Origin of the sequence: Mycobacterium hainanense (assembly GCF_041890355.1) — a bacterium.
GTDB classification, from domain to species: Bacteria; Actinomycetota; Actinomycetes; order Mycobacteriales; family Mycobacteriaceae; genus Mycobacterium; species Mycobacterium hainanense.
In genome coordinates, this window is the sequence record NZ_CP169059.1 from 1,162,527 (window position 1) to 1,185,634 (window position 23,108).

Below are 23,108 nucleotides of genomic sequence, written 5' to 3' on the forward strand. Positions count from 1 at the left end.
CAAGACATGTCGATCTTCCTGAACAAGGATTCCAAGGTCATCGTCCAAGGCATTACCGGCGGCGAGGGCACCAAGCACACCGCACTCATGCTGAAAGCGGGCACCCAGGTGGTGGGCGGGGTGAACGCCCGCAAGGCGGGCACCACCGTGTCGCACGTCGACCCCGTCGGGAAGGACGTGGAGCTGCCGGTGTTCGCCACCGTCGAGGAAGCGATGAAGGAGACCGGCGCTGACGTGTCCGTCGTCTTCGTGCCGCCGAAGTTCGCCAAGGACGCGATCATCGAGGCCATCGACGCCGAAATCCCGCTGCTGGTCGTCATCACCGAGGGAATTCCGGTGCAGGACACCGCTTACGCGTGGGCCTACAACGTCGACAAAGGCCAGAAGACCCGCATCATCGGGCCGAACTGTCCGGGCATCATCACGCCGGGCGAGGCGCTGGCGGGTATCACCCCGGCCAACATCACCGGCCCGGGACCGGTCGGTCTGGTGTCCAAGTCGGGCACGCTGACCTACCAGATGATGTACGAGCTGCGCGATTTCGGGTTCACCACCTCCATCGGCATCGGCGGCGACCCGGTGATCGGGACGACGCACATCGATGCCATCGAGGCGTTTGAGAAGGACCCCGACACCAAGGTCATCGTGATGATCGGTGAGATCGGTGGTGACGCCGAGGAGCGCGCCGCCGAGTACATCAAGGCCAACGTCTCCAAGCCGGTCGTCGGCTACGTCGCGGGATTCACCGCGCCGGAAGGCAAGACGATGGGCCACGCGGGTGCCATCGTGTCCGGCTCGTCGGGCACCGCCGCCGCCAAGAAGGAAGCCCTGGAGGCGGCCGGCGTCAAGGTGGGCAAGACGCCGTCGGAGACGGCGGCCCTGGCGCGGGAAATCCTGCAGAGCCTGTAGCCGGGCCAAGCGGATCGGCGCCCGCTTGCGGGCGACCCCGATTAGGTGTTGAGCCGGACCTGCGGTAGATAGTTGGTCTATGAATCTCGACCCGAATACCCCGGTCGTCGTCGGCGTGGGGCAGGCCGCCGAGCGCATAGGCGACCCGAACTACCGCGGGATGTCGCCCGTGGAGCTGGCCGCCGCGGCGGCCCGGGCCGCCGTCGACGACTGCGGAGCCGAAGAGGCCGCCGCGGCCATCGACACCGTGGCGGGTGTCCGGCAGTTCGAGATCTCCGGCGTGATCAACGCCCCGCTGGGCCGGTCCAACAACTACCCGCGATCGGTAGCCAACCGGATCGGTGCCTCACCCGCGCGCGCGATCCTCGAGATCGTCGGCGGCCAGGGCCCGCAGCACCTGATCAGCGAGCTCGCCGGCGATATCGCGGCGGGCCGCTCCCAGGTCGCGATGGTGTTCGGTTCGGACGCGACGTCGACGCTGCGCTACTTCGCGAAAGCCGAAGCCAAACCCGACTTCACCGAGACGGTCGACGGTGACCTGGAGGACCGCGGACAGGGCATCGAAAAACTGGTCTCGCGCTACACCGTCATCCACGGGCTGACCAGCGCGCCGATCCAGTATGCGCTGCTGGAAAATGCGCGACGGGCCGGAACCGGCCTCGGACCGGCGGAGTATCGCCGCCGGATGGGTGAGCTGTTCGCGCCCTTCACCAAGTTAGCCGCCAGCAACCCGTTCGCCGCCGCGCCGGTGGAGCGTACGGTCGATGAGCTGATCACCGTGACCGACCGCAACCGGATGATCGCGGAGCCCTACCCGCGGCTGATGGTCGCCCGCGACCAGGTGAACCAGGGCGCGGCCGCGCTACTGATGTCGGTCGACGCGGCCCGCAGGCTCGGGGTGCCCGAGGAGAACTGGGTGTACCTGCACGGCCACGCCGACCTCGAGGAGCAGGCGCTGCTGCAGCGCCCCGATCTCGGGCACGCGCCGTCGCACGTGCTGGCCGTGCGGGAGGCGCTAGCGATGGCCGGCATCGGCATCGATGACGTCGCCACGTTCGATCTGTACAGCTGCTTTCCGGTGCCGGTGTTCAACATCTGCGACGGCATGGGGATCGCGCCCGACGATCCGCGCGGCCTGACCCTGACCGGCGGCCTGCCGTACTTCGGCGGGGCGGGCAACAACTATTCGATGCACGCCGTCGCCGAGACCGTCGCGCAGATGCGAAGGATGCCGGGCGAATTCGGCCTCGTCGGTGCCAACGGCGGAATCCTGAGCAAGTACTCCGTCGGGGTCTACTCCACCAGCCCGGTGGAATGGCGGTCCGACCGCAGCGCGCAGGCGCAGCGGCAGGTCGCCGACTGGCCGACCGAGAAGGTGACCGAGCAGGCCGACGGCGTCGGCACCGTCGAGACCTACACGGTGAGGCGCGACGACGGGCGCCCGACCGGGATCATCATCGGCCGGCTGGACGACGGCAGCCGGTTCCTGTCCACCACCGAAGACGACGAATTGGTGGCGCTGCTGATCGACGGCGACCCGCTGGGGCGCCGGGTGCGGGTGCGCTCCTTCGACTACGGCAACCGCTGCACGTTGGCCTGAGTTCGCCCCCGGCGGCTCCGCTACACGTAAACCGTTGCGACGACACGCCGGGACGGTCGACGTGGTTTATGTCTCGCGGATGTGAAGGGGATTCAGACCAGGGCGGCCAGCTTGCCGGCCAGCCGTTCGACGTAGGCGGCGACCTCGTCCTCGGACTTGTCCGGCAGGCCGAACAACACCTCGGTTACGCCCAGTTCGGCCCACTTGGCGAGCTTCTCGGGGATCGGCTTGAAGTCCAGCGCCACGATCTGCGGGGCGCCGTCGCGGCCGGCGGCGGCCCACGTGTCCTGCAGCAACTTGACCGGTTCGTCGATGTCGATGTCGCGCGGGGTGGTGATCCAGCCGTCGGCGCTGCGGGCGATCCACTTGAAGTTCTTTTCGGTTCCGGCCGCGCCCACCAGCACGGGGATGTGTGGTTGCGCGGGCTTTGGCCACGCCCAGCTCGGCCCGAACTTCACGAACTCGCCGTCGTAGGCGGCTTCCTCCTTGGTCCACAGCTCGCGCATGGCTTCGATGTATTCGCGCAGCATGGTGCGGCGCCGCGCGGGCGGCACGCCGTGGTCGGCGAGCTCGTCGGTGTTCCAGCCGAACCCGACGCCGAGGCTGACCCGCCCGCCCGACAGGTGGTCGAGGGTAGCAATGCTTTTCGCCAACGTGATCGGGTCGTGTTCGACGGGCAGCGCGACCGCCGTGGACAGCCGCACCCGCGAGGTGACGGCGCACGCCGCCCCCAGGCTCACCCACGGGTCTAGCGTCCGCATGTAGCGGTCGTCGGGCAGCGACGCGTCGCCCGTCGTCGGGTGGGCCGCCGCACGCTTGATCGGGATGTGCGTGTGTTCCGGCACGTAGAAGGTCGTGAAGCCGTGTTCGTCGGCAAGCTTCGCGGCCGACGCCGGAGAAATGCCGCGATCGCTGGTAAAAAGCACAAGCCCGTAATCCATGGGGAGAATTAGAACGTGTTCTACCTCCGCTGGGCAAGCTGTCGCCGCGCCGGCGGTCCCGGGCGAGACCGCCGGCACCGATCGCGGTCCAAGCCGGTGGCCACGGCACGGGTGTTCCGACGTGCGCTAGCGTGGTTGGTCGATCGCGTCGCAACGCAACCGCCGGGGACGGCGTTTATGGAACGGCGCGCCCGCAAGCACAGCGTCGCAACCCAACCGTGGCGCCCGCAAAGGCACTTCACAGGCAAAGCAACAGGAGGAGCCAATGACCTACTCGCCCGGTAGCCCCGGATACCAACCTTCGCCCCAGGGCGGCTCCTACGCGGGCGCCACTCCGTCGTTCACCAAGGACGACGACGGCGCCACCAAGCTTCCGCTCTACCTGAACATCGCGGTGGTCGTGCTCGGCCTGGCGGTGTACCTGCTGAACTTCGGGCCGACGTTCACCATCGGCGCCGACCTCGGCCCGGGCGTCGGTGGACGCGCCGGCGATGCGGGCACCGCGGTCATCGTCGCGCTCTTGGCCGCACTGTTGGCCGGCCTGAGCCTGGTGCCCAAGGCCAAGAACTACGCCGGCATCGTCGCGGTCATCGCGGTCCTCGGCGCGTTGCTGGCCATCACCGAGACCATCAACCTGCCCAACGGCGTCTCGATCGGTTGGGCGATGTGGCCCCTCGTGGCGTGCGCCGTGCTCCAGGCGATCGCCGCCGTCGTCGTCGTCCTGCTGGAGGCCGGCGTGATCACGGCGCCTGCGCCGCGGCCGAAGTACGACCCCTACGCTCAGTACGGCCAATACGGGCAGTACGGCCAATACGGACAGCAGCCCTACTACGGTCAGCCGGGCCAGCAGCAGTCGCCGCAGCACCCCGGCTACGGGTCGCAGTACGGCGGCTACCCCAGCCAGGCACCGACCCAAAGCGCCGTTCCGACCGGCGGTTTCGGCGCCCAGCCCGCGCCGCAATCGGGGCCCCAGCAGGCCGCGCAGCATGGGCCGTCCACGCCGCCCACCGGCTTCCCCAGCTTCAGCCCGCCGCCGGCGGCCGGTTCGGGCTCCGAGGGTTCGGCTCCCAATTACTCGAACCAAGGCGGGGGCCAGCAGTCCTACGGCCAGGAGCAGCAGCCGCCCTCGTCGCCGTCTGGTCCAGCACCGGCATAACCGTGGGCCCTCGCGCCTGAGTCGGGACGTGCGCCGAGAGTGACACGCGTGGAAAACAACCGGCCGGCGGGCGCTCGCCAGGCGCGTGACCTTGTCCGGGTCGCGTTCGGTCCCGCGGTGGTGGCCTTGGTCGTCATCGCCGCGGTCACGCTGCTGCAGTTGTTGATCGCCAACAGCGACATGACCGGCGCGCTGGGCGCGATCGCGAGCATGTGGCTCGGCGTCCACCAGGTGCCGGTCTCGATCGGCGGCCGTGAACTGGGCGTGATGCCGCTGTTGCCCGTGCTGTTGATGGTCTGGGCTACCGCGCGCAGCACGGCCCGCGCCATCTCGCCGTATTCCTCGTGGCTGGTGATCCGCTGGGTTGTCGCGTCGGCGCTCGGCGGGCCGCTGCTGATCGCCGCGATCGCCCTGGCGGTCATCCACGACGCGTCGTCGGTGATCACCGAGCTGCAAACGCCCAGCGCCCTGCGCGCGTTCGCCAGCGTGCTGGTGGTGCACACCATCGGCGCCGCGTTCGGCGTGTGGTCGCGGGTGGGTCGACGGGCGTTGGCGTCGTCGCCCCTTCCGTTGTGGCTGGGCGATGCGCTGCGCGCTGCGTCCGCCGGGGTGCTGGCGTTGTTCGGGCTCTCCGGCTTGGTCACCGCGGCGTCGCTGGTGGTGCATTGGGCGACGATGCAGGATCTCTACGGGATCACCGAGTCGATATTCGGCCAGTTCAGCCTCACCGTGCTGTCGATGTTGTACGCGCCGAACGTCATCGTCGGCACCTCGGCGATGGCGGTCGGGTCCAGCGCTCACCTCGGCTTCGCGACCTTCAGTTCGTTCACCGTCTTCGGTGGGGACATCCCGACGCTGCCGATCCTGGCCGCGGCGCCCAGGCCGCCGCTCGGGCCGGTGTGGGTCGCCCTGCTCATCATTGGCGCCTCGTCCGGCGTGGCTGTCGGACAACAATGCGCCCGACGCGCGTTGCCGCTGATCCCGGCGCTGGGCAAGCTCCTGGTTGCGTCGGTCGCCGGCGCGTTGGCGATGTGCCTGCTGGCGTACGGCGGCAGCGGGCGGCTGGGCAATTTTGGCGATGTGGGCGTCGACCAGGGCGCACTGTTGATCGGGGTGTTCTTCTGGTTCTCGGTCGTGGGCGGCATCACGCTGGTGATGAGCGGCGGCATCAGGGCCCGGCCCCCGCGGCGCAAACCCGTGCCGGCCCCCGCGGAGGAACCGGCGGACTTTGCGGAGGTCTTCGAAGAGCCGGCAGCCGGGCCGGACGACGAGTCGCCGGCCGACGACGACTTCGACGCGGATGGCGCGCCGGTCAGCGACGACGCATCGGTCGGCGACGACGACGCGCCGGTCGGCGACGACGACGGCGCGGCGCCGAGCGCGACCAACCGCGAGTCCGACGAGTAGCTGCCACTAGGCTCTCTGCTTGTGGCCGAACCGCTCCAAGTGCCCCCGAGTGCGCCGGCACGGGTGGTGGTACTGGCATCGGGAACCGGGTCGCTGCTGAGCTCCCTGCTCGACGCGGCCGTCGGCGAGTACCCGGCCCGCGTGGTTGCCGTCGGCGCCGACCGCGACTGCCTGGCCACCGAGATCGCCGCGCGGGCGGCGCTGCCGACGTTCACCGCCCGGCTCGGCGACCACCCCGACCGCGCCGCCTGGGACACGGCCATCACCGAAGCCACCGCCGCGCACACACCTGATCTGGTGGTGTCCGCCGGTTTCATGAAAATACTTGGGCCACAATTCCTTTCGCGGTTCTACGGACGGATCATCAACACCCATCCGGCGTTGTTGCCGGCGTTCCCGGGCGCGCACGGAGTTGCCGACGCGTTGGCCTACGGCGTCAAGGTCACAGGCTGTACGGTGCATCTGGTGGACGCCGGGACGGACACCGGGCCGATCTTGGCCCAGCAATCGGTGCCGGTGCTCGACGGCGACAACGAAGAAACCCTGCATGAACGCATCAAGGTCACCGAACGCAAGCTCCTGGTGGACGTGGTGGCCGAGATCGCGACCGGAGGCCTGACCCTGGTCGGAAGAACAGCGACGATCGGACGAAAGGCGACCAAGCGATGAGCACCGACGACTGGCCGGAGACGGCGAAGCGGCCGATCCGCCGCGCATTGATCAGCGTCTACGACAAGACTGGCCTCGTCGACCTCGCCCGGGGCCTGACGGACGCGGGCGTCGAGATCGTCTCAACCGGATCGACGGCGAAGACCATTGCCGATAAAGGCATTCCGGTCACCCGGGTGGAGGAGCTGACCGGCTTTCCCGAGGTGCTCGACGGACGGGTCAAGACGCTGCACCCGCGGGTGCACGCCGGTCTGCTCGCCGACCTCCGCAAGCCCGAACACGCCGCGGCGCTCGAGGAACTCGGTGTCCCCGCCTTCGAACTCGTCGTCGTCAATCTCTATCCGTTCAGCGAGACGGTCGACTCGGGCGCCAGCATCGACGAGTGCGTCGAGCAGATCGACATCGGCGGCCCGTCGATGGTCCGTGCGGCCGCGAAAAACCATCCCAGCGTGGCGGTGGTCGTCGACCCGCGCGGCTATGACGGCGTGCTCGCCGCGGTGCGGCGCGGCGGTTTCACCCTCGCCGAGCGAAAGAAGCTGGCGGCGCTCGCGTTTCAGCACACCGCGGAGTACGACATCGCCGTGGCGGGCTGGATGGAGTCGACGCTGGCACCCGAGCATCCGCCGACGGCGTTCCCCAAGTGGTTGGGGCGCAGCTGGCAGCGATCGGCGATGCTGCGCTACGGCGAGAACCCGCACCAGCAGGCGGCGCTTTACAGCGACCCCGGCGCGTGGCCGGGACTGGCGCAGGCGGAGCAGCTGCACGGAAAAGAGATGTCCTACAACAACTTCACCGACGCGGACGCGGCCTGGCGGGCCGCCTTCGACCACGAACAGACCTGCGTGGCGATCATCAAGCACGCCAACCCCTGTGGAATCGCGATCTCGGCGGAATCGGTGGCCGACGCGCACCGCAAGGCCCACGAATGCGATCCGCTGAGCGCCTTCGGCGGGGTCATCGCGGCCAACACCGAAGTCAGCCTCGAGATGGCCGAGTACGTGAGCACCATCTTCACCGAGGTCATCGTCGCGCCGGCTTACGCGCCGGAGGCGTTGGAAGCCCTGACGCGCAAGAAGAACATCCGGGTGCTGGTGGCCTCCGAGCCGCTGACCGGCGGCACGGAGCTGCGGCCGATCAGCGGTGGACTGTTGGTCCAGCAACGTGACGAGCTCGACGCGCACGGCGACAACCCCGCCAACTGGACCCTGGCGACGGGATCGCCGGCCGACCCGGCCGCGCTTTCCGACCTGGTCTTCGCCTGGCGGGCGTGCCGCGCGGTCAAGTCGAACGCCATCGTGATCGCCGGCGGGGGCGCCACCATCGGCGTCGGTATGGGACAGGTGAACCGGGTCGACGCCGCCCGGCTGGCCGTCGAGCGGGGCGGCGACCGGGTCCGGGGCGCGGTCGCGGCCTCGGATGCCTTCTTCCCGTTCCCCGACGGCCTCGAAACGCTGACCGCGGCCGGGGTCAAGGCGATAGTGCACCCCGGCGGCTCGGTCCGCGACGACGAGGTGACCGCGGCGGCAGCCAACGCCGGCATCACGTTGTACCTCACCGGCGCCCGCCACTTCGCCCACTGAGCGCTCAGCGCGTGAGGCATTCACGCAACGCGTAGCGTGGAGTGGTGCCATCACCCAGCAATCTGCCCCGCACCGTTGGTGAGCTGCGTGCCGCCGGCCATCGTGAACGGGGCGTCAAACAGGAAATTCGGGAAAACCTGCTGACCGCGTTGGCCGAGGGTGACGAGGTCTGGCCGGGCATCCTGGGTTTCGACGACACCGTACTGCCCCAGCTGGAGCGCGCGCTCATCGCCGGGCACGACTTCGTCCTGCTCGGCGAACGCGGTCAGGGCAAGACGCGGCTGCTGCGCGCCCTGGTCGGCCTGCTCGACGAGTGGACGCCGGTGATCGCCGGGGCCGAACTGGGCGAGCATCCCTACTCGCCGATCACCCCGGAGTCGATCCGCAAGGCTGCCACCCTGGGCGACGACCTGCCGATCGAGTGGAGGCACCGCAGCGAGCGCTACACCGAGAAGCTGGCAACCCCGGACACCAGCGTCGCCGACCTGGTCGGTGACATCGATCCGATCAAGGTCGCCGAGGGCCGCAGCCTAGGCGACCCCGAGACCATCGCCTACGGCCTGATCCCGCGCGCGCACCGCGGCATCGTCGCGGTCAACGAGCTGCCCGACCTCGCCGAGCGCATCCAGGTGTCGATGCTCAACGTCATGGAGGAGCGCGACATCCAGGTGCGCGGCTACACCCTGCGCCTGCCGCTGGACGTGTTGGTGGTCGCCAGCGCCAACCCCGAGGACTACACCAACCGCGGCCGCATCATCACCCCGCTCAAGGACCGGTTCGGCGCGGAGATCCGCACCCACTACCCGCTGGAGCTCGACGCCGAGGTCGGCGTCATCGTCCAGGAGGCGCACCTGTCCGCGCAGGTCCCCGACTACCTCATGCAGGTGATCGCCCGGTTCGCCCGGTATCTGCGGGAATCCAATTCCGTCGACCAACGCTCCGGGGTGTCGGCGCGGTTCGCGATCGCCGCGGCCGAAACCGTGGCGGCCGCCGCCCGGCACCGCGGCGCGGTGCTCGGCGAGACGGATCCGGTGGCCCGGGTGGTCGACCTCGGCACGGTGATCGACGTCCTGCGCGGCAAGCTGGAATTCGAGTCCGGTGAGGAGGGCCGCGAGCAGGCCGTGCTCGAGCACCTGCTGCGCCGGGCCACGGCAGACACCGCCTCCCGGGTGCTCGGCGGCATCGACGTCGGATCCTTGGTGTCCGCGGTCGAGGGCGGTTCGGCGGTCACGACGGGCGAACGGGTCTCGGCCAAGGACGTGCTGGCCGCGGTTCCCACGCTGCCGGTGGTCGACAAGATCGCCGCGAAGGTCAATGCCCAGTCGGAGGGTGAGCGCGCCGCGGCGCTGGAACTCGCTCTGGAGGCGTTGTATCTGGCCAAACGGATCGACAAGGTGTCCGGGGAGGGCCAAACCGTCTATGGCTAAGTCTGGTGGTGACGACCCGCGGCGCCCGGCTTCGCGGCGCTCGCGATCGTCACCGGGGCACTCGTCGCGGTACTCGGCGTACACCGGCGGGCCGGACCCGCTGGCCCCGCCGGTGGATCTGCGCGAGGCTCTCGAGCAGATCGGGCAGGACGTGATGGCGGGCACCTCGCCGCGCCGCGCGCTGTCCGAGCTGTTACGCCGCGGCACCAAGAACACGCCCGGCGCCGATCGGCTCGCCGCGGAGGCGAACCGGCGCCGACGGGAGCTGTTGCGCCGCAACAACTTGGACGGCACCCTGCAGGAGATCAAGAAGCTGCTCGACGAGGCGGTGCTGGCTGAGCGCAAGGAACTGGCGCGGGCGCTCGACGATGACGCCCGCTTCGGTGAACTGCAGCTCGACGCTCTGCCGTCGTCTCCCGCCAAGGCCGTGCAGGAGCTCTCCGACTACAACTGGCGCAGCAACGAGGCGCGCGAAAAGTACGACCAGATCAAGGATTTGCTTGGCCGCGAAATGCTGGATCAGCGTTTCGCCGGCATGAAGGAGGCCCTCGAGGGCGCCACCGACGAGGACCGTCAGCGGGTCAACGACATGCTGAACGACCTCAACGACCTCCTGGACAAGCATGCCCGCGGTGAGGACACCCAGCAGGACTTCCAGGACTTCATGGACAAACACGGCGAGTTCTTCCCGGAGAACCCCCGCAATGTCGACGAGCTGCTGGACTCGCTGGCCAAGCGTGCCGCCGCCGCGCAACGCTTCCGCAACAGCCTGAGCCCGGACCAGCGGGCCGAGCTGGATGCATTGGCGCAACAGGCATTCGGATCGCCATCGCTGATGCAGGCGTTGAACCGGCTCGACGCGCATCTGCAGGCCGCCCGGCCGGGGGAGGACTGGACGGGGTCCGAAGAGTTCTCCGGCGACAACCCGTTCGGCATGGGCGAAGGCACCCAGGCGATTTCGGACATCGCCGAGCTGGAGCAGCTGGCCGAGCAGCTGTCGCAGAGCTATCCCGGCGCCACCATGGACGACGTCGACCTCGACGCGCTGGCACGACAACTCGGTGACCAGGCCGCCGTCGACGCCCGCACGCTCGCCGAATTGGAACGCGCACTGGTCAATCAGGGCTTTTTGGACCGGGGTTCCGACGGGCAGTGGCGGCTCTCGCCGAAGGCCATGCGCAGGCTCGGCGAGACGGCGTTACGCGATGTGGCGCAACACCTTTCCGGCCGCCGCGGGGAGCGGGACCATCGGCGCGCGGGCGCGGCCGGTGAACTCACCGGCGCCACCCGGCCCTGGCAGTTCGGTGACACCGAGCCGTGGAACATCTCGCGCACGCTGACCAACGCGGTGCTGCGGCAGGCGGGAACGGCCAGCCTGGACACCGCCGGATCGCTGAAGATCACCGTCGACGACGTCGAGGTCTCCGAGACGGAGACGCGCACTCAGGCGGCGGTGGCACTGCTGGTCGACACCTCGTTCTCGATGGTGATGGAGAATCGCTGGCTGCCCATGAAGCAGACCGCGCTGGCGCTAAACCACCTGGTGTGCACTCGATTTCGCTCGGACGCGTTGCAGATCATCGCGTTCGGCCGGTACGCGCGCACGGTGAGCGCGGCCGAGCTGACGGGTCTCGAGGGCGTCTACGAACAGGGCACTAACCTGCATCACGCGCTGGCGTTGGCCGGTCGGCACCTGCGCCGGCATCCCAACGCGCAGCCCGTCGTGCTGGTGGTAACCGACGGCGAGCCCACCGCCCACCTGGAGGACTTCGACGGTGACGGCACGACCGTGTTTTTCGATTACCCACCGCACCCGCGGACCATCGCCCACACCGTGCGCGGGTTCGACGACATGGCGCGACTCGGCGCGCAGATCACCATCTTCCGGTTGGGCAGCGACCCCGGCCTGGCGCGCTTCATCGACCAGGTCGCCCGGCGCGTCGAGGGACGTGTCGTGGTGCCCGATCTCGACGGCCTGGGCGCGGCCGTGGTGGGCGACTACCTCCGGTCTCGCCGCCGTTAGCCCGTCGTCGATCAAGGGATAGGTGCCCGCTTCAGCGGGTACATGGACCCAGAAGGAGGAGATGCATGAGCAACGTTCCAACGATCGAACTGAATGACGGGGTGCGCATTCCGCAGCTGGGCTTCGGCGTTTTCCAGATCAAGCCCGACGAGACCGCGGCGGCGGTCAAGACCGCGCTGGGGATCGGTTACCGGCACATCGACACCGCCGAGATGTACGGCAACGAAAAGCAAGTCGCACAAGGCATCCGCGACGCCGGGCTGGACCGCGCCGACGTCTTCGTCACCAGCAAGCTGAACAACGGCTTCCACAAGCCCGACGACGCGCGCCGCGCCTTCGACCAGACGCTGAAGGCCCTGGACTCCGACTACGTCGACCTGTTCCTCATTCACTGGCCGCTGCCCACGCTCTACGACGGCGACTTCGTCTCGACCTGGAGGGTCTTCGAAGAGTTCGCCCGCGACGGGCGCGCCCGCAGCATCGGCGTCTCGAATTTCCAAGTTGCACACCTGGAGCGGCTCGCCAAGGAAACCGACACCGTCCCGTCGGTCAACCAGATCGAGCTTCATCCGTACTTTCAGAACACGGAGGTTAGGTCGTACGGACGCGAGCATGGCATCGCCACCGAGGCGTGGGCCCCGATCGCACAGGGCAAGGTGCTCAACGATCCGGTGATCAACCGCATCGCCGATGCGCGGGGCAAATCGGCGGCGCAGGTGGTGTTGCGCTGGCACATCCAGCGCGGCAACATCGTGTTCCCCAAGTCCGTCACCCCGGAGCGGGTCAAAGAGAACTTCGAGATTTTCGACTTCGAGTTGGACGACTCCGACATGGCCGCGATCTCGGCCCTGGACAAGGGTGAAGCGGGCAGGAACGGGCCCAACCCCGACAAGTTCGACTACGTGCCGGGCTGACGCTAGCCCCGCGGCCGGCGGGCCTTACGGATGATGCCGACGGCGCCCCACAGCGAAAAGCCGCGGATCTTGACCTTGGGTGCGCCCGGGGTGCCCTCGCCCAAGACGCTGCGGTCGAAGTTGCCCATCACGCCGCGACCGTGAATCTCGACGTTCACTTCGGGCGGCAGCAAAAACTTCGTTGCCCCCATGATCGACATCGCATGGATGTCGACCTCGGTCGAGGTGAAGTCGGCGTAGCGCAGATCCACCACACCGTTGCCCCAGAAGGCGAAGGTGGTGAGCTTCTTGGGCACATTCCACCGGCCGCGCCGTTCGAAGCCGCTCAACAGCGCCAGCAGCAGCGTGGACGGCGCCGGGTTCGGCTTGGCGCCGCGGCGGAGGTTGATCTGTGAGCCCGGCAGGTCGGCGCGCAGCTGATCCAGCTCCTCGTACGTTGTCGCCGCGTAGGCCCTAGTCAAGCGGTCTTCGTAGTCCTTCATCTGCAGCCGGCCCTGCTCGGCCGCGTAGGCCAGCAACTGCGCTAGCTGGATGCGATCAGTGTCGGCCGCACGCGACGATTCGTCGCGCGTGTCCTTCGCGTCCCGTTGCGCAGAGTTGCTCATTACCCACGAGCCTACGACGTCCGGGTCTTGGTGCAAGACGATTGGTCAAACTGCAACCTTGCGCCCCGCCGGCGGGGTTGACCGGCGGCTTTTGTTTGACACCTGGCTAACTTGCCCAGCTCGGTGGGCGCTTCTGCAGGAATGCCAGCATGCCCTCGCGCGCTTCGTCGGACACGAAGAGCCGGGCCGATTCTTCGGCGAGGCGTTCGGCCTCGCGATCGAATCCGTCCAGCACCGCCGCCGTGGTCAACGCCTTGGAGGCGGCAAGCCCCTGGGGCGAACCGCGGCCCACGCCGGCGAGCAGCGCCCCCACCGCCGCGTCGACGTCGTCGGCGGCCATCGTGATGAGCCCGATGTGCGCCGCCGTTTGCGCGTCGAATGTCTCGCCGGTCAGGTAGTAGCGCGCCGCGGCGCGCGGCGACAGCTTCGGCAGCAGCGTCAGCGAGATGATCGCCGGCGCGACGCCGATCCGGGCCTCGGTCAGGGCGAAGCTGCTGCGCGGACCGGCGACGGCGATATCGCAGGCTCCGACGAGTCCGAACCCGCCCGCGCGGACGTGCCCGTCGATGGCCGCGACCACCGGCAGCGGCGAGGAGACGATGGCCCGCATCACCGCGGTCATCTCGCGGGCCCGGGCGAGCGCCATGTCGTACGCCGATGGTGGCGACCCGCGCTCGCGATCGCCACCCGGGTCACCGCCGCGCGCCTCGCTCAGGTCCGCCCCGGCGCAGAAGGTGTTGCCGGTGTGCCCCAGCACCACCGCGCGCACGCCCGCGTCCGCCGCGGCGTCGCGCAGACCCTGATGCAGCTGGTCGACGAGCGCGGTCGACAACGCGTTGCGGTTGTGCGGCGAGTTCAGCGTCAGCCGCGCGAACGGCCCGGCGGTGTCGGCGGGACCGGCGTACTCGACCAGCGTCTCCATCAGTACGACCGGGGCAGGCCCAGCGACGTCTGCGCCACGAAGTTGAGCACCATCTCGCGGCTGACGGGGGCGATCCGCCCGAGCCTGGCCGAAGTCAGCATGGCGGCCACGCCGTACTCCTTGGTCAGCCCATTGCCGCCCATCGATTGCACGGCCTGGTCGACCGAGCGGGTCGCCGCCTCAGCGGCAGCGTATTTCGCCATGTTGGCGGCCTCGGCCGCGCCCGCGTCGTCGCCGCTGTCGTAGAGCGTGGCGGCCTTTTGCATCATCAGCTTGGCCAGCTGCACCTCGATGTGGCACTGCGCCAACGGATGCGACAGTCCCTGGTGCGCGCCGATCGGCGTGCCCCAGACCTGGCGGGTCTTGACGTAGTCGGCGGCCTTCTGTAGGGCGAACCGTCCCATCCCGACCGAGCTGGCCGCGCCCATGATCCGCTCGGGGTTCAGCCCCGCGAACAGCTGCGCGATCGCGGCGTCTTCCGAACCCACGAGCGCGTCGGCAGGCAGCCGGACATCGTCGAGGAAGACCTGGAACTGCCGTTCGGGGCTGATGAGCTCCATTTCGATTGGCGTGTAAGTGAATCCGGGGGCATCCGTGGGCACCACGAACAGCGCGGGGCGCAGTTTGCCGGTCTTAGCCTCCTCCGTGCGGCCCACCACCAGGACGGCCTGCGCCTGGTCGATGCCGGAGATGTAGACCTTCTGGCCCTTGAGGATCCAGTCGCTGCCGTCGCGCCGGGCGGTGGTGGTGATCTTGTGCGAGTTGGAGCCCGCGTCGGGCTCGGTGATCGCGAAGGCCATCGTCAGGGTGCCGTCGGCGATGCCCGGGATCCAGCGCTTCTTCTGCTCGTCGGTGCCGAACTTGCTGATGATGGTGCCGTTGATCGCCGGCGAGACCACCATGAGCAGCAGCGCGCTGCCCGCCGCCGCCATCTCCTCCATCACCAGCGACAGCTCGTACATGCCTGCGCCGCCGCCGCCGTACTCCTCGGGCAGATTCACCCCGAGGAACCCGAGCTTGCCCGCCTCCGACCACAATTCGTCGGTGTGCTCCTGCGCGCGCGCCTTTTTCAGGTAGTACTCGCTGCCGTAGTTGGCGGCCCAGGCGGCCACCGACTTCCGCAGAGCCTGCCGCTCCTCACTCTCGATGAAGCTGGTGTCGGTCATGCTGGATCTCCTTCTGCTTGCGGCGCCTCGACGCGCGCCAGGTTCGGATGGTCGTGACCCGCTGCGCCCGGCTGCGCCGCGCTTGCGATCACTCCTAAAACGGCGCCCACTTCGACTTGCTGGCCGGTCTTGACGTTGAGTTCGACGAGCACGCCCTGGGTCGGCGCGGTGATGGTGTGTTCCATCTTCATGGCCTCGAGCCAGATCAACGGCTGGCCGGCGTCCACGGCGTCGCCGACGGCGGCCCCGACCCGGATCACGTTGCCGGGCATGGGCGCCACCAGCGAACCCTGCTCGACGGCCGAGCCCGGCTCCGGGAAGCGGGGCAGCGCGACCAGATGGACGGGTCCGCGCGCCGAGTCGATGTAGACGTCGTCGCCGTACCGCGCGACCGCGAAGGCGCACGCCACCCCGGAGCCGTCGGCCAGCACGACCTCGCCCGGCGTGGCCGAGACGAGCGCGACCGGCTCGCCGTCGGCCAACAGCAATCCCGTTCTGCCGAACCGGTATTCGACCCGGTGCTCGGTGCCGTCGGCGTCGCGGTAGCTCTTGACCTGGTAGCCGGAGGCCAGGTTGCGCCAGCCGCTGGGCAGCGATCCCAGGACGGGAGCGGACGCGCGGTTGTGCGCGGCGTCGGCAAGCGCGGCGGCGATCGCCGACAACCGGACGGTGGTGCCGTCGGCCAGGGGGGCCGACAGGTGCCGCAGGCCGTGCGTGTCGAAAAACGCGGTGTCGGTGGCGCCGTCGAGAAATGCCGGGTGGCGCAGCACGTTGACCAGCAGCTCGCGGTTGGTGCGCAGGCCATGCAGCCGGGTCCGGGCGAGCGCGTCGGCGAGCACCAACGCCGCCTGGCGGCGCGTCGGCGCGTACGAGATGACTTTGGCCAGCATCGGGTCGTAGTGGATGGACACCGTGGATCCGGAGACGATGCCGGAATCGAGCCGGATGCCGGTCCGGCGTCCCAGCGTTCGGAATTGCGACTGGACGGCCGGGACATCGACGCGGTGCACGTGGCCGGCCTGCGGCTGCCAGCCCTGGGCGGGATCCTCCGCGTAGAGGCGGGCCTCGATCGAATGCCCTTGCGCGGCAGGTGGTTCAGGGTCGAGACGGTCACCGTCGGCGACGCCGATCTGTAGTTCGACGAGGTCGAGCCCGGTGGTCTCCTCGGTCACCGGGTGCTCGACCTGCAGCCGGGTGTTCATTTCCAGGAAGTAGAACTCGCCCTGATCGTCGGCGAGGAATTCGACGGTCCCGGCGCCCGTGTAGCCGATCGCCCCGGCGGCCAGCCGGGCGGCATCGAACAGCTTGGCCCGCATGCCCGGTGTGCGCTCGACCAAGGGGGAGGGGGCCTCCTCGATGATCTTCTGATGCCGACGCTGAATGGAGCATTCCCGTTCCCCGACGGCCCAGACCGTGCCGTGCGTGTCGGCCATGACCTGGACCTCGATGTGGTGCCCCGTGGGCAGGTAGCGCTCGCAGAACACGGTCGGGTCGCCGAACGCGGACTGCGCCTCACGCCGGGCCGCTTCCACTTCGCCGGCCAGCGCGGACAATTCGCGCACCACCCGCATGCCCCGGCCGCCGCCGCCGGAGGAGGCCTTGACCAGCACCGGCAGCTGCGCCTGGGTCACCGTCTCGGGGTCGAGCTCGTCGAGCACCGGAACACCGGCGGCGGCCATCAGCTTCTTGGACTCGATCTTCGAACCCATCGCGCGCACCGCGTCCACCGGCGGTCCGATCCACGTCAGGCCCGCGCCCTGCACGGCCGCCGCGAAATCGGCGTTCTCCGAGAGGAACCCGTATCCGGGATGGACCGCGTCCGCGCCTGAGACGCGGGCGGCGGCGATGATCGCCTCGGCGTTGAGGTAGTCGTTGGTGTTGGGCAGCCGCACCCGGGCGTCGGCCTCCGCGACATGGGGCGCGTGGGCGTCCGGGTCGGTGTGGACGGCGACGGTGCCCAGGCCCAGCCGCCGGCAGGTGGCGAAGACCCGTCGGGCGATCTCGCCGCGGTTGGCGACCAGCACTCGAGTAACCATGGGGCTCACATCCGGAAGACGCCGAAGTTCGACGTCCCCTTGATCGGGCCATTGGCGATGGCGGACAGACACATTCCCAACACGGTGCGGGTGTCGCGCGGATCGATCACCCCGTCGTCGTAGAGCATTCCGGACAGGACCAGCGGCAGCGACTCGGCCTCGATCTGGCCCTCGACGGCGGCCCGCATCGCGGCGTCGGCCTCCTCGTCGACCTGCTGTCCCCGCGCTTCGGCGGCGGCGCGCGCCACGATCGACAAGACACCCGCCAGCTGAGCGCCGCCCATCACCGCGGATTTGGCGCTGGGCCAGGCGAACAGGAACCGGGGGTCGTAGGCGCGGCCGCACATGCCGTAGTGCCCGGCTCCGTACGAGGCGCCGATCAAGAGCGAGATGTGCGGGACGGTCGAGTTGGAGACGGCGTTGATCATCATCGAGCCGTGCTTGATCATCCCGCCCTCCTCGTAGTCCTTGCCCACCATGTAGCCGGTGGTGTTGTGCAAGAACAACAGCGGGGTGTCGGAGCGGTTGGCCAGCTGGATGAATTGGGTCGCCTTCTGCGACTCCTCGCTGAACAGCACGCCGCGCGCGTTGGCCAGGATGCCCAGCGGGTAGCCGTGCAGGCGGGCCCACCCGGTCACCAGCGACGACCCATACATGGCCTTGAATTCGTCGAACTCGGAGCCGTCGACGATGCGGGCGATCACCTCTCGCGGGTCGAACGGGACACGAAGGTCCGCGGGCACGATGCCGATCAGCTCCTCGGCGTCGAACAACGGATCGACGACCGGCCCGGGCGCGGGGCCCCCTTTGCGCCAGTTCAGCCGGGCGACGATGCGCCGCCCGATGCGGATGGCGTCGAGCTCGTCGACGGCGAAGTAGTCACCCAAACCGGAGACGCGCGAATGCATTTCGGCGCCGCCCAGGGACTCGTCGTCGGACTCCTCGCCGGTGGCCATCTTGACCAGCGGAGGACCGGCCAGGAACACCTTCGAACGTTCCTTGATCATCACCACGTGGTCGGACATGCCGGGAATGTAGGCACCGCCCGCGGTGGAGTTGCCGAAGACCAGGGCGATGGTGGGGATGCCGGCCGCCGACAGGCGGGTGAGGTCGCGGAACATCCGCCCGCCGGGAATGAAGATCTCTTTCTGGGTGGGCAGGTCCGCCCCGCCCGATTCCACCAGCGAGATGACCGGCAGCCGGTTCTCGAAGGCGATCTGATTGGCCCGCAAGATTTTTTTCAGCGTCCAGGGGTTGCTGGTGCCGCCCTTGACGGTCGGGTCATTGGCGACGATCAGGCATTCCACCCCGGACACCACTCCGATGCCGGCGACAGTGCTGGCGCCGACGGTGAACGCGCTGCCGTAGGCCGCAAGCGGGCTGAGCTCGAGGAACGGGGAGTCGGGGTCGACGAGCAGTTCGATGCGTTCCCGGGCGGTCAGCTTGCCGCGGCCGTGGTGGCGCTCGACGTACTTGGGGCCGCCGCCGGCAAGCGCTTTGGCGAGTTCGGCGTCTATCTCCTCGAGCCGGGAGGTCGCCGTCGACGCCGCGTCGGTGTAGGCGGCCGACTGCGGGTCCAGCGTGGACTGCAGGACGGTCATAGCCACCGCCGGCGATGCAGTGGGGGTACCTCCCGCGTGCGGGGGACGGGGCGATGAGGGGGCGGTGCGATCATGACTGATATCCAAGCGTTTTCGCGGCCAATGAGGTCAGGATTTCGGTGGTGCCGCCACCGATGCCGAGGATCCGCATGTCGCGGTATTGGCGTTCGACTTCGGATTCGGCCATGTAGCCCATGCCCCCGAACAACTGGACGGCCTGGTTGGCTACCCATTCGCCCGCCTCGACGGCGGTGTTCTTGGCGAAACACACCTCGGCGATCAGGTTCGTCTCGCCGGCCAGCTGTCGTTCCACCACGTGGCGGGAGTAGACCCGGGCGACGTCGATGCGCCGGGCCATCTCGGCCAGCGTGTTCTGTACCGACTGCCGCGAGATCAGCGGCCGGCCGAAAGTCTCCCGGTCACGGCACCACTGCACGGTCAGGTCCAGGCACCGCTGGGCGCTCGAATATGCCTGCGCGGCAAGGCCGATCCGCTCCGCGACGAAGGCCTGCGCGATCTGCACGAAGCCGCTGTTCTCGGCGCCGACGAGGTTGGCCGCCGGTACTCGGACGTCGACGAAGGACAGCTCGGCGGTGTCCGAGGACCGCCAGCCCATCTTGGCCAGCTTGCGGCTCACCTCGAAACCCGGTGTGCCCTTCTCGATCACCAGCAGCGAAACGCCCGCCGCCCCGGGGCCGCCCGTGCGCACCGCGGTGACGACGTAGTCAGCGCGGACGCCGGAGGTGATGTAGGTCTTGGCGCCGTTGACCACGTAGTGATCCCCGTCCAGCACCGCCGTGGTTCGCAGGTGCCCGACGTCCGAACCGCCGCAGGGCTCGGTGATCGCCAGCGCCCCGATCTTGTCGCCGGCCAGTGTCGGGCGGACGAACTCCTCGATCAGCCGCTGGTCCCCGGAGGCGATCATGTGTGGCACCGCGATGCCGCAGGTGAACAGGGACGCGAAAACCCCTCCGGGGGCGCCGGTCTGGTGCACCTCTTCGCAGATGATCACCGCGTCGGCACCGTCGCCGCCGCCTCCGCCGACCGCCTCGGGGAAGTTCGCGCCCAGCAGCCCGGCCTCCCCGGCGCGCCGGTGCAGCTCGCGCGGCAGCTCGCCGACGCGCTCCCATTCGTCGGCGTGGGGCAGGATTTCGCGTTCGGTGAAGGAGCGCACCGTTTTTCGCAGCGCTTCGCGCTCGGGCGTCGTCCAAAGATTCATAACAACCTTTCGGGGATGTCGACATGCCGGCCGCGCAGCCATTCGCCCAAACCCTTGGCCTGCGGATCGAACCGGGCCTGGTAGGCGACGCCCTCGCCCAGGATGCCGTCGATGACGAAGTTGACCGCGCGCAGGTTTGGCAGCACGTGGCGGGTGACGTCGAACTCCGCGGCTTCGGGCAGCAGCTCCTTGAGCAGCTCGATGGTCAGCGTGTTGGCGAGCCAGCGCCATTGCTCGTCGGTGCGGACCCAGACTCCGACGTTGGCCGAGCCGCCCTTGTCGCCGCTACGGGCCCCGGCGATGCGGCCCAGCGGCACGCGGCGCGCCGGGCCGTCGGGCAGCGGCTCCGGCAGCGGCGCGGGCTCGACGGGCACCAGTTCTAAAGTATCCGCGGCGCAAGGGATTGCGACCCGGGTGCCGTCGGCGTGCACCGCGACGTGGGGTACGTCCTTGGCATCGACGTAGCCGGCGGTGAAGACGCCGTAGACCTGACCGTCGCCCGGCGGGGCGGTCACATGAAAGCCGGGATAGCTGGCGAGGGCCAATTCCACTGCGGCCGAGGAGAATTGGCGCCCGACGTTGGCCGGGTCGGGGTCGCGGACCACGCAGTGCAACAGAGCGCTGGCGGCTTCCTCGGTGCCGGCGTCGGGGTGGTCGGTGCGGGCGAGTGACCACTGCAGCTCGGCGGGCTTGACGGTCAGGGCGGCCTCGAGCTGGCGGCGCACCAGATCGGCTTTGGCCTCGATGTCGAGACCGGTCAGCACGAACGTCATGGAGTTGCGGAATCCGCCGATGCTGTTCAGCGACACCTTGTAAGTGGCTGGCGGCGCCTCGCCTCGCGCGCCTGCGACGCGCACGCGGTCGGGGCCGTCGAGGCACAACTCGACGCTGTCCATCCGGGCGGTGACGTCGGGGTTGGCGTAGCGGGCGCCGGTGATCTCGTAGAGCAGCTGCGCGGTGACGGTGTCGACGCTCACGGCGCCGCCGGTGCCGGCGTGCTTGGTGATCACCGATGAGCCGTCGGCGTGCACCTCGGCCAGCGGGAAGCCGGCGTGGGTCAGGTCGGGGATCTCGGTAAAGAAGGAGTAGTTGCCGCCGGTGGCCTGCACGCCGCATTCGATGATGTGGCCGGCTACCACGGCGCCTGCCAGCTGGTCGTAGTCGGTGGGGCCCCAGCCGAAGTGCGCGGCGGCGGCTCCGACGATCACCGAGGCGTCGGTGACCCGCCCGGTGACGACCACGTCGGCGCCGTCGGCCAGGCAGTCGACGATGCCCCAGGCGCCCAGGTAGGCGTTCGCGGTCAGCGGGCTGCCCAGCCCGAGCTCGGCGGCGCGGGGCAGCAGGTCGTCGCCTTCGACGTGGGCGACCCGGGCCGGGATGCCGAGGCGCTCGGCCAGGGCGCGTATAGCGTCGGCCAGCCCCGCCGGGTTGAGGCCGCCGGCGTTGGCGACGATGCGCACGCCCCGATCGTTGGCCTCACCGAGACAGTCCTCGAGCTGGGTCAGAAACGTCCTGGCGTATCCGCGTTCCGGATGCTTCATGCGGTCGCGGCCCAGGATCAGCATGGTCAGTTCGGCCAGGTAGTCGCCGGTGAGGTAGTCGACGTCGCCGCCGGTGAGCATCTCGCGCATCGCCGACAGCCGGTCGCCATAGAACCCGGAGCAGTTCGCTATCCGGACCGCGTCGCGACCAGGAACTGAGGCCATGCGGTCCTCCAATCTGCGTTTCACCGGTGAGCGCAAACCAACCAACCAACCGGTAGGTTAGCGGGTACCGCCGGTGTCACGTCAAGGACGCCCCTCGGCGCGGGCGTCGAGATCGCCGCCACGTGCGTCGACAGCGCCGGATCACGGCCGCCACGGCAATCGCGGCGCCCACAGGGCTTCGTTTTGGTGCCCGGCAGGCCACCGACTATCCTGGTAGCAATCGTCGCACGTTCGGCCGCACCGGCCATGCCGCGCGGCAGCCCACCGACACGAGGAGTTAGGCCCGACCATGGCCGTACCCAAGCGCAGGATGTCGCGCGCGAACACCCGTAGCCGTCGCGCGCAGTGGAAGGCCACCAAGACCGAGCTCGTCGGTGTGACGGTCGCCGGACAGAAGCACAAGGTGCCCCGCCGGCTGCTCAAGGCGGCCCGCCTCGGTCTGATCGACCTGGACCGGCGTTAGTTAATCTCGGCAAATAACCGGCGCGCCTCTCAGCCCCCTCTCAGGCGTCGGGACGACACTAGGCCCGTGCGGATACTGGTCGTCGACGACGATCGCGCAGTGCGTGAGTCGCTGCGCCGATCGCTTTCCTTCAATGGCTACTCGGTCGAGTTGGCCCATGACGGGCTGGAGGCGCTCGAGATGATCGCCAGCGACCGGCCCGACGCGCTCGTGCTCGATGTGATGATGCCGCGCCTGGACGGGCTCGAGGTCTGCCGTCAGCTGCGCAGCACCGGCGACGATCTGCCGATCCTGGTGCTGACCGCCCGTGATTCGGTGTCCGAGCGCGTCGCCGGGCTGGACGCGGGTGCGGACGACTATCTGCCGAAGCCCTTCGCGTTAGAGGAACTGTTGGCCCGGATGCGGGCGCTGCTGCGCCGCACCAAGCCCGACGACGATGACGCCGAATCGGTGGCCATGAAGTTCTCCGATCTGACGCTGGACCCGGTAACCCGCGAAGTCACCCGCGGGCAGCGACAAATCAGCCTCACCCGCACGGAATTCGCCTTGCTGGAGATGTTGATCGCCAATCCGCGCCGCGTGCTCACCCGCAGCCGGATCCTGGAAGAGGTGTGGGGCTTCGACTTTCCCACTTCGGGCAACGCGCTGGAGGTTTACGTCGGCTATCTGCGCCGCAAGACCGAGGCCGACGGTGAGCCGCGGCTGATCCACACGGTGCGCGGCGTGGGCTATGTCCTTCGGGAGACGCCGCCGTGACGAGTCAC

General features: G+C 69.0%; 19 protein-coding genes. 11 read left to right on the forward strand and 8 right to left on the reverse strand.

What is annotated here, in order from left to right:
- Nucleotides 1–6 precede the first annotated feature (6 nt).
- Entirely contained in the window at nt 7–909 is a 903-nt protein-coding gene (gene sucD, locus ACEL92_RS05620) for a succinate--CoA ligase subunit alpha (RefSeq protein WP_374024657.1), read from the forward strand.
- 79 nt (nt 910–988) lie between these two features.
- On the forward strand, nt 989–2,509 hold the full coding sequence (locus ACEL92_RS05625; RefSeq protein ID WP_374024658.1) for an acetyl-CoA acetyltransferase: 1,521 nt from the start codon (nt 989–991) through the stop codon (nt 2,507–2,509).
- 92 nt (nt 2,510–2,601) lie between these two features.
- On the opposite strand, the gene ACEL92_RS05630 is transcribed toward ACEL92_RS05625, so the two are convergent.
- On the reverse strand, nt 2,602–3,450 hold the full coding sequence (locus tag ACEL92_RS05630; protein ID WP_374024659.1) for an LLM class F420-dependent oxidoreductase: 849 nt from the start codon (nt 3,448–3,450) through the stop codon (nt 2,602–2,604).
- A 265-nt stretch (nt 3,451–3,715) separates the two neighbouring features.
- Between ACEL92_RS05630 and ACEL92_RS05635 the strand changes: the two genes are divergently transcribed.
- From ACEL92_RS05635 to ACEL92_RS05665, 7 genes are all read left to right on the forward strand, one after another.
- The gene (locus tag ACEL92_RS05635) at nt 3,716–4,606 is read left to right on the forward strand and encodes a DUF5336 domain-containing protein (RefSeq protein ID WP_374024660.1); all 891 of its coding nucleotides are present in this window, start codon (nt 3,716–3,718) and stop codon (nt 4,604–4,606) included.
- A gap of 48 nt (nt 4,607–4,654) precedes the next feature.
- A complete protein-coding gene (locus tag ACEL92_RS05640) occupies nt 4,655–6,013 on the forward strand; it encodes a DUF6350 family protein (protein WP_374024661.1) in 1,359 nt (452 codons plus the stop codon).
- 21 nt (nt 6,014–6,034) lie between these two features.
- A complete protein-coding gene (purN, locus tag ACEL92_RS05645; protein WP_374024662.1) occupies nt 6,035–6,682 on the forward strand; it encodes a phosphoribosylglycinamide formyltransferase in 648 nt (215 codons plus the stop codon).
- Entirely contained in the window at nt 6,679–8,262 is a 1,584-nt protein-coding gene (purH, locus tag ACEL92_RS05650; protein WP_374024663.1) for a bifunctional phosphoribosylaminoimidazolecarboxamide formyltransferase/IMP cyclohydrolase, read from the forward strand. Before purN ends, purH begins: the two co-directional genes overlap by 4 nt.
- A 41-nt stretch (nt 8,263–8,303) precedes the next feature.
- Nucleotides 8,304–9,689: an ATP-binding protein gene (locus ACEL92_RS05655; RefSeq protein WP_067306063.1), complete on the forward strand. Its 1,386-nt coding sequence runs from the start codon at nt 8,304–8,306 to the stop codon at nt 9,687–9,689.
- Nucleotides 9,682–11,712, forward strand: coding sequence for a VWA domain-containing protein (locus ACEL92_RS05660; RefSeq protein WP_374024664.1), 2,031 nt, complete (start codon nt 9,682–9,684; stop codon nt 11,710–11,712). The genes ACEL92_RS05655 and ACEL92_RS05660 overlap by 8 nt, the downstream gene beginning before the upstream one ends.
- A gap of 65 nt (nt 11,713–11,777) precedes the next feature.
- Nucleotides 11,778–12,626 carry an aldo/keto reductase gene (locus tag ACEL92_RS05665; protein ID WP_374024665.1) on the forward strand — a complete coding sequence of 283 codons (849 nt, stop codon included), beginning with the start codon at nt 11,778–11,780 and terminating at the stop codon, nt 12,624–12,626.
- 2 nt (nt 12,627–12,628) lie between these two features.
- Here ACEL92_RS05665 and ACEL92_RS05670 read toward each other — a convergent pair whose 3' ends face one another.
- The 7 genes from ACEL92_RS05670 to ACEL92_RS05700 all read right to left on the reverse strand — a co-directional run bounded on the left by ACEL92_RS05670 (nt 12,629) and on the right by ACEL92_RS05700 (nt 21,881).
- Complete coding sequence (locus ACEL92_RS05670) at nt 12,629–13,231, reverse strand: DUF1707 domain-containing protein (RefSeq protein WP_374024666.1); 603 nt, start codon at nt 13,229–13,231, stop codon at nt 12,629–12,631.
- A gap of 106 nt (nt 13,232–13,337) precedes the next feature.
- Nucleotides 13,338–14,153: an enoyl-CoA hydratase family protein gene (locus tag ACEL92_RS05675; RefSeq protein ID WP_374024667.1), complete on the reverse strand. Its 816-nt coding sequence runs from the start codon at nt 14,151–14,153 to the stop codon at nt 13,338–13,340.
- On the reverse strand, nt 14,153–15,319 hold the full coding sequence (locus ACEL92_RS05680; protein WP_374024668.1) for an acyl-CoA dehydrogenase family protein: 1,167 nt from the start codon (nt 15,317–15,319) through the stop codon (nt 14,153–14,155). Before ACEL92_RS05680 ends, ACEL92_RS05675 begins: the two co-directional genes overlap by 1 nt.
- Nucleotides 15,316–17,355, reverse strand: coding sequence for a biotin carboxylase N-terminal domain-containing protein (locus ACEL92_RS05685; RefSeq protein ID WP_374024669.1), 2,040 nt, complete (start codon nt 17,353–17,355; stop codon nt 15,316–15,318). The genes ACEL92_RS05680 and ACEL92_RS05685 overlap by 4 nt, the downstream gene beginning before the upstream one ends.
- A gap of 5 nt (nt 17,356–17,360) precedes the next feature.
- Nucleotides 17,361–18,956, reverse strand: coding sequence for an acyl-CoA carboxylase subunit beta (locus tag ACEL92_RS05690; protein WP_374024670.1), 1,596 nt, complete (start codon nt 18,954–18,956; stop codon nt 17,361–17,363).
- Between the two features lie 70 nt (nt 18,957–19,026).
- On the reverse strand, nt 19,027–20,175 hold the full coding sequence (locus tag ACEL92_RS05695) for an acyl-CoA dehydrogenase family protein (protein WP_374024671.1): 1,149 nt from the start codon (nt 20,173–20,175) through the stop codon (nt 19,027–19,029).
- On the reverse strand, nt 20,172–21,881 hold the full coding sequence (locus ACEL92_RS05700) for an acyclic terpene utilization AtuA family protein (protein ID WP_374024672.1): 1,710 nt from the start codon (nt 21,879–21,881) through the stop codon (nt 20,172–20,174). The genes ACEL92_RS05695 and ACEL92_RS05700 overlap by 4 nt, the downstream gene beginning before the upstream one ends.
- A gap of 289 nt (nt 21,882–22,170) precedes the next feature.
- Here ACEL92_RS05700 and rpmF point away from each other — a divergent pair, with 289 nt between their 5' ends.
- Nucleotides 22,171–22,344 (forward strand): 50S ribosomal protein L32, encoded by a 174-nt coding sequence (gene rpmF, locus ACEL92_RS05705; protein WP_007168835.1) that lies wholly within the window; start codon nt 22,171–22,173, stop codon nt 22,342–22,344.
- Between the two features lie 66 nt (nt 22,345–22,410).
- Entirely contained in the window at nt 22,411–23,100 is a 690-nt protein-coding gene (gene mprA / locus ACEL92_RS05710; RefSeq protein WP_374024674.1) for a two-component system response regulator MprA, read from the forward strand.
- The last annotated feature ends 8 nt before the right edge of the window (nt 23,101–23,108 follow it).

Bases quoted from the DNA above. Each gene is read 5' to 3' on its own strand.
- sucD (WP_374024657.1), top strand. From the start codon at position 7: ATGTCGATCTTCCTGAACAAGGATTCCAAGGTCATCGTCCAAGGCATT.
- ACEL92_RS05625 (WP_374024658.1), top strand. From the start codon at position 989: ATGAATCTCGACCCGAATACCCCGGTCGTCGTCGGCGTGGGGCAGGCC.
- ACEL92_RS05630 (WP_374024659.1), bottom strand. From the start codon at position 3,450: ATGGATTACGGGCTTGTGCTTTTTACCAGCGATCGCGGCATTTCTCCG.
- ACEL92_RS05635 (WP_374024660.1), top strand. From the start codon at position 3,716: ATGACCTACTCGCCCGGTAGCCCCGGATACCAACCTTCGCCCCAGGGC.
- purH (WP_374024663.1), top strand. From the start codon at position 6,679: ATGAGCACCGACGACTGGCCGGAGACGGCGAAGCGGCCGATCCGCCGC.
- ACEL92_RS05660 (WP_374024664.1), top strand. From the start codon at position 9,682: ATGGCTAAGTCTGGTGGTGACGACCCGCGGCGCCCGGCTTCGCGGCGC.
- ACEL92_RS05665 (WP_374024665.1), top strand. From the start codon at position 11,778: ATGAGCAACGTTCCAACGATCGAACTGAATGACGGGGTGCGCATTCCG.
- ACEL92_RS05670 (WP_374024666.1), bottom strand. From the start codon at position 13,231: ATGAGCAACTCTGCGCAACGGGACGCGAAGGACACGCGCGACGAATCG.
- ACEL92_RS05675 (WP_374024667.1), bottom strand. From the start codon at position 14,153: ATGGAGACGCTGGTCGAGTACGCCGGTCCCGCCGACACCGCCGGGCCG.
- ACEL92_RS05680 (WP_374024668.1), bottom strand. From the start codon at position 15,319: ATGACCGACACCAGCTTCATCGAGAGTGAGGAGCGGCAGGCTCTGCGG.
- ACEL92_RS05685 (WP_374024669.1), bottom strand. From the start codon at position 17,355: ATGGTTACTCGAGTGCTGGTCGCCAACCGCGGCGAGATCGCCCGACGG.
- ACEL92_RS05690 (WP_374024670.1), bottom strand. From the start codon at position 18,956: ATGACCGTCCTGCAGTCCACGCTGGACCCGCAGTCGGCCGCCTACACC.
- ACEL92_RS05695 (WP_374024671.1), bottom strand. From the start codon at position 20,175: ATGAATCTTTGGACGACGCCCGAGCGCGAAGCGCTGCGAAAAACGGTG.
- ACEL92_RS05700 (WP_374024672.1), bottom strand. From the start codon at position 21,881: ATGGCCTCAGTTCCTGGTCGCGACGCGGTCCGGATAGCGAACTGCTCC.
- rpmF (WP_007168835.1), top strand. From the start codon at position 22,171: ATGGCCGTACCCAAGCGCAGGATGTCGCGCGCGAACACCCGTAGCCGT.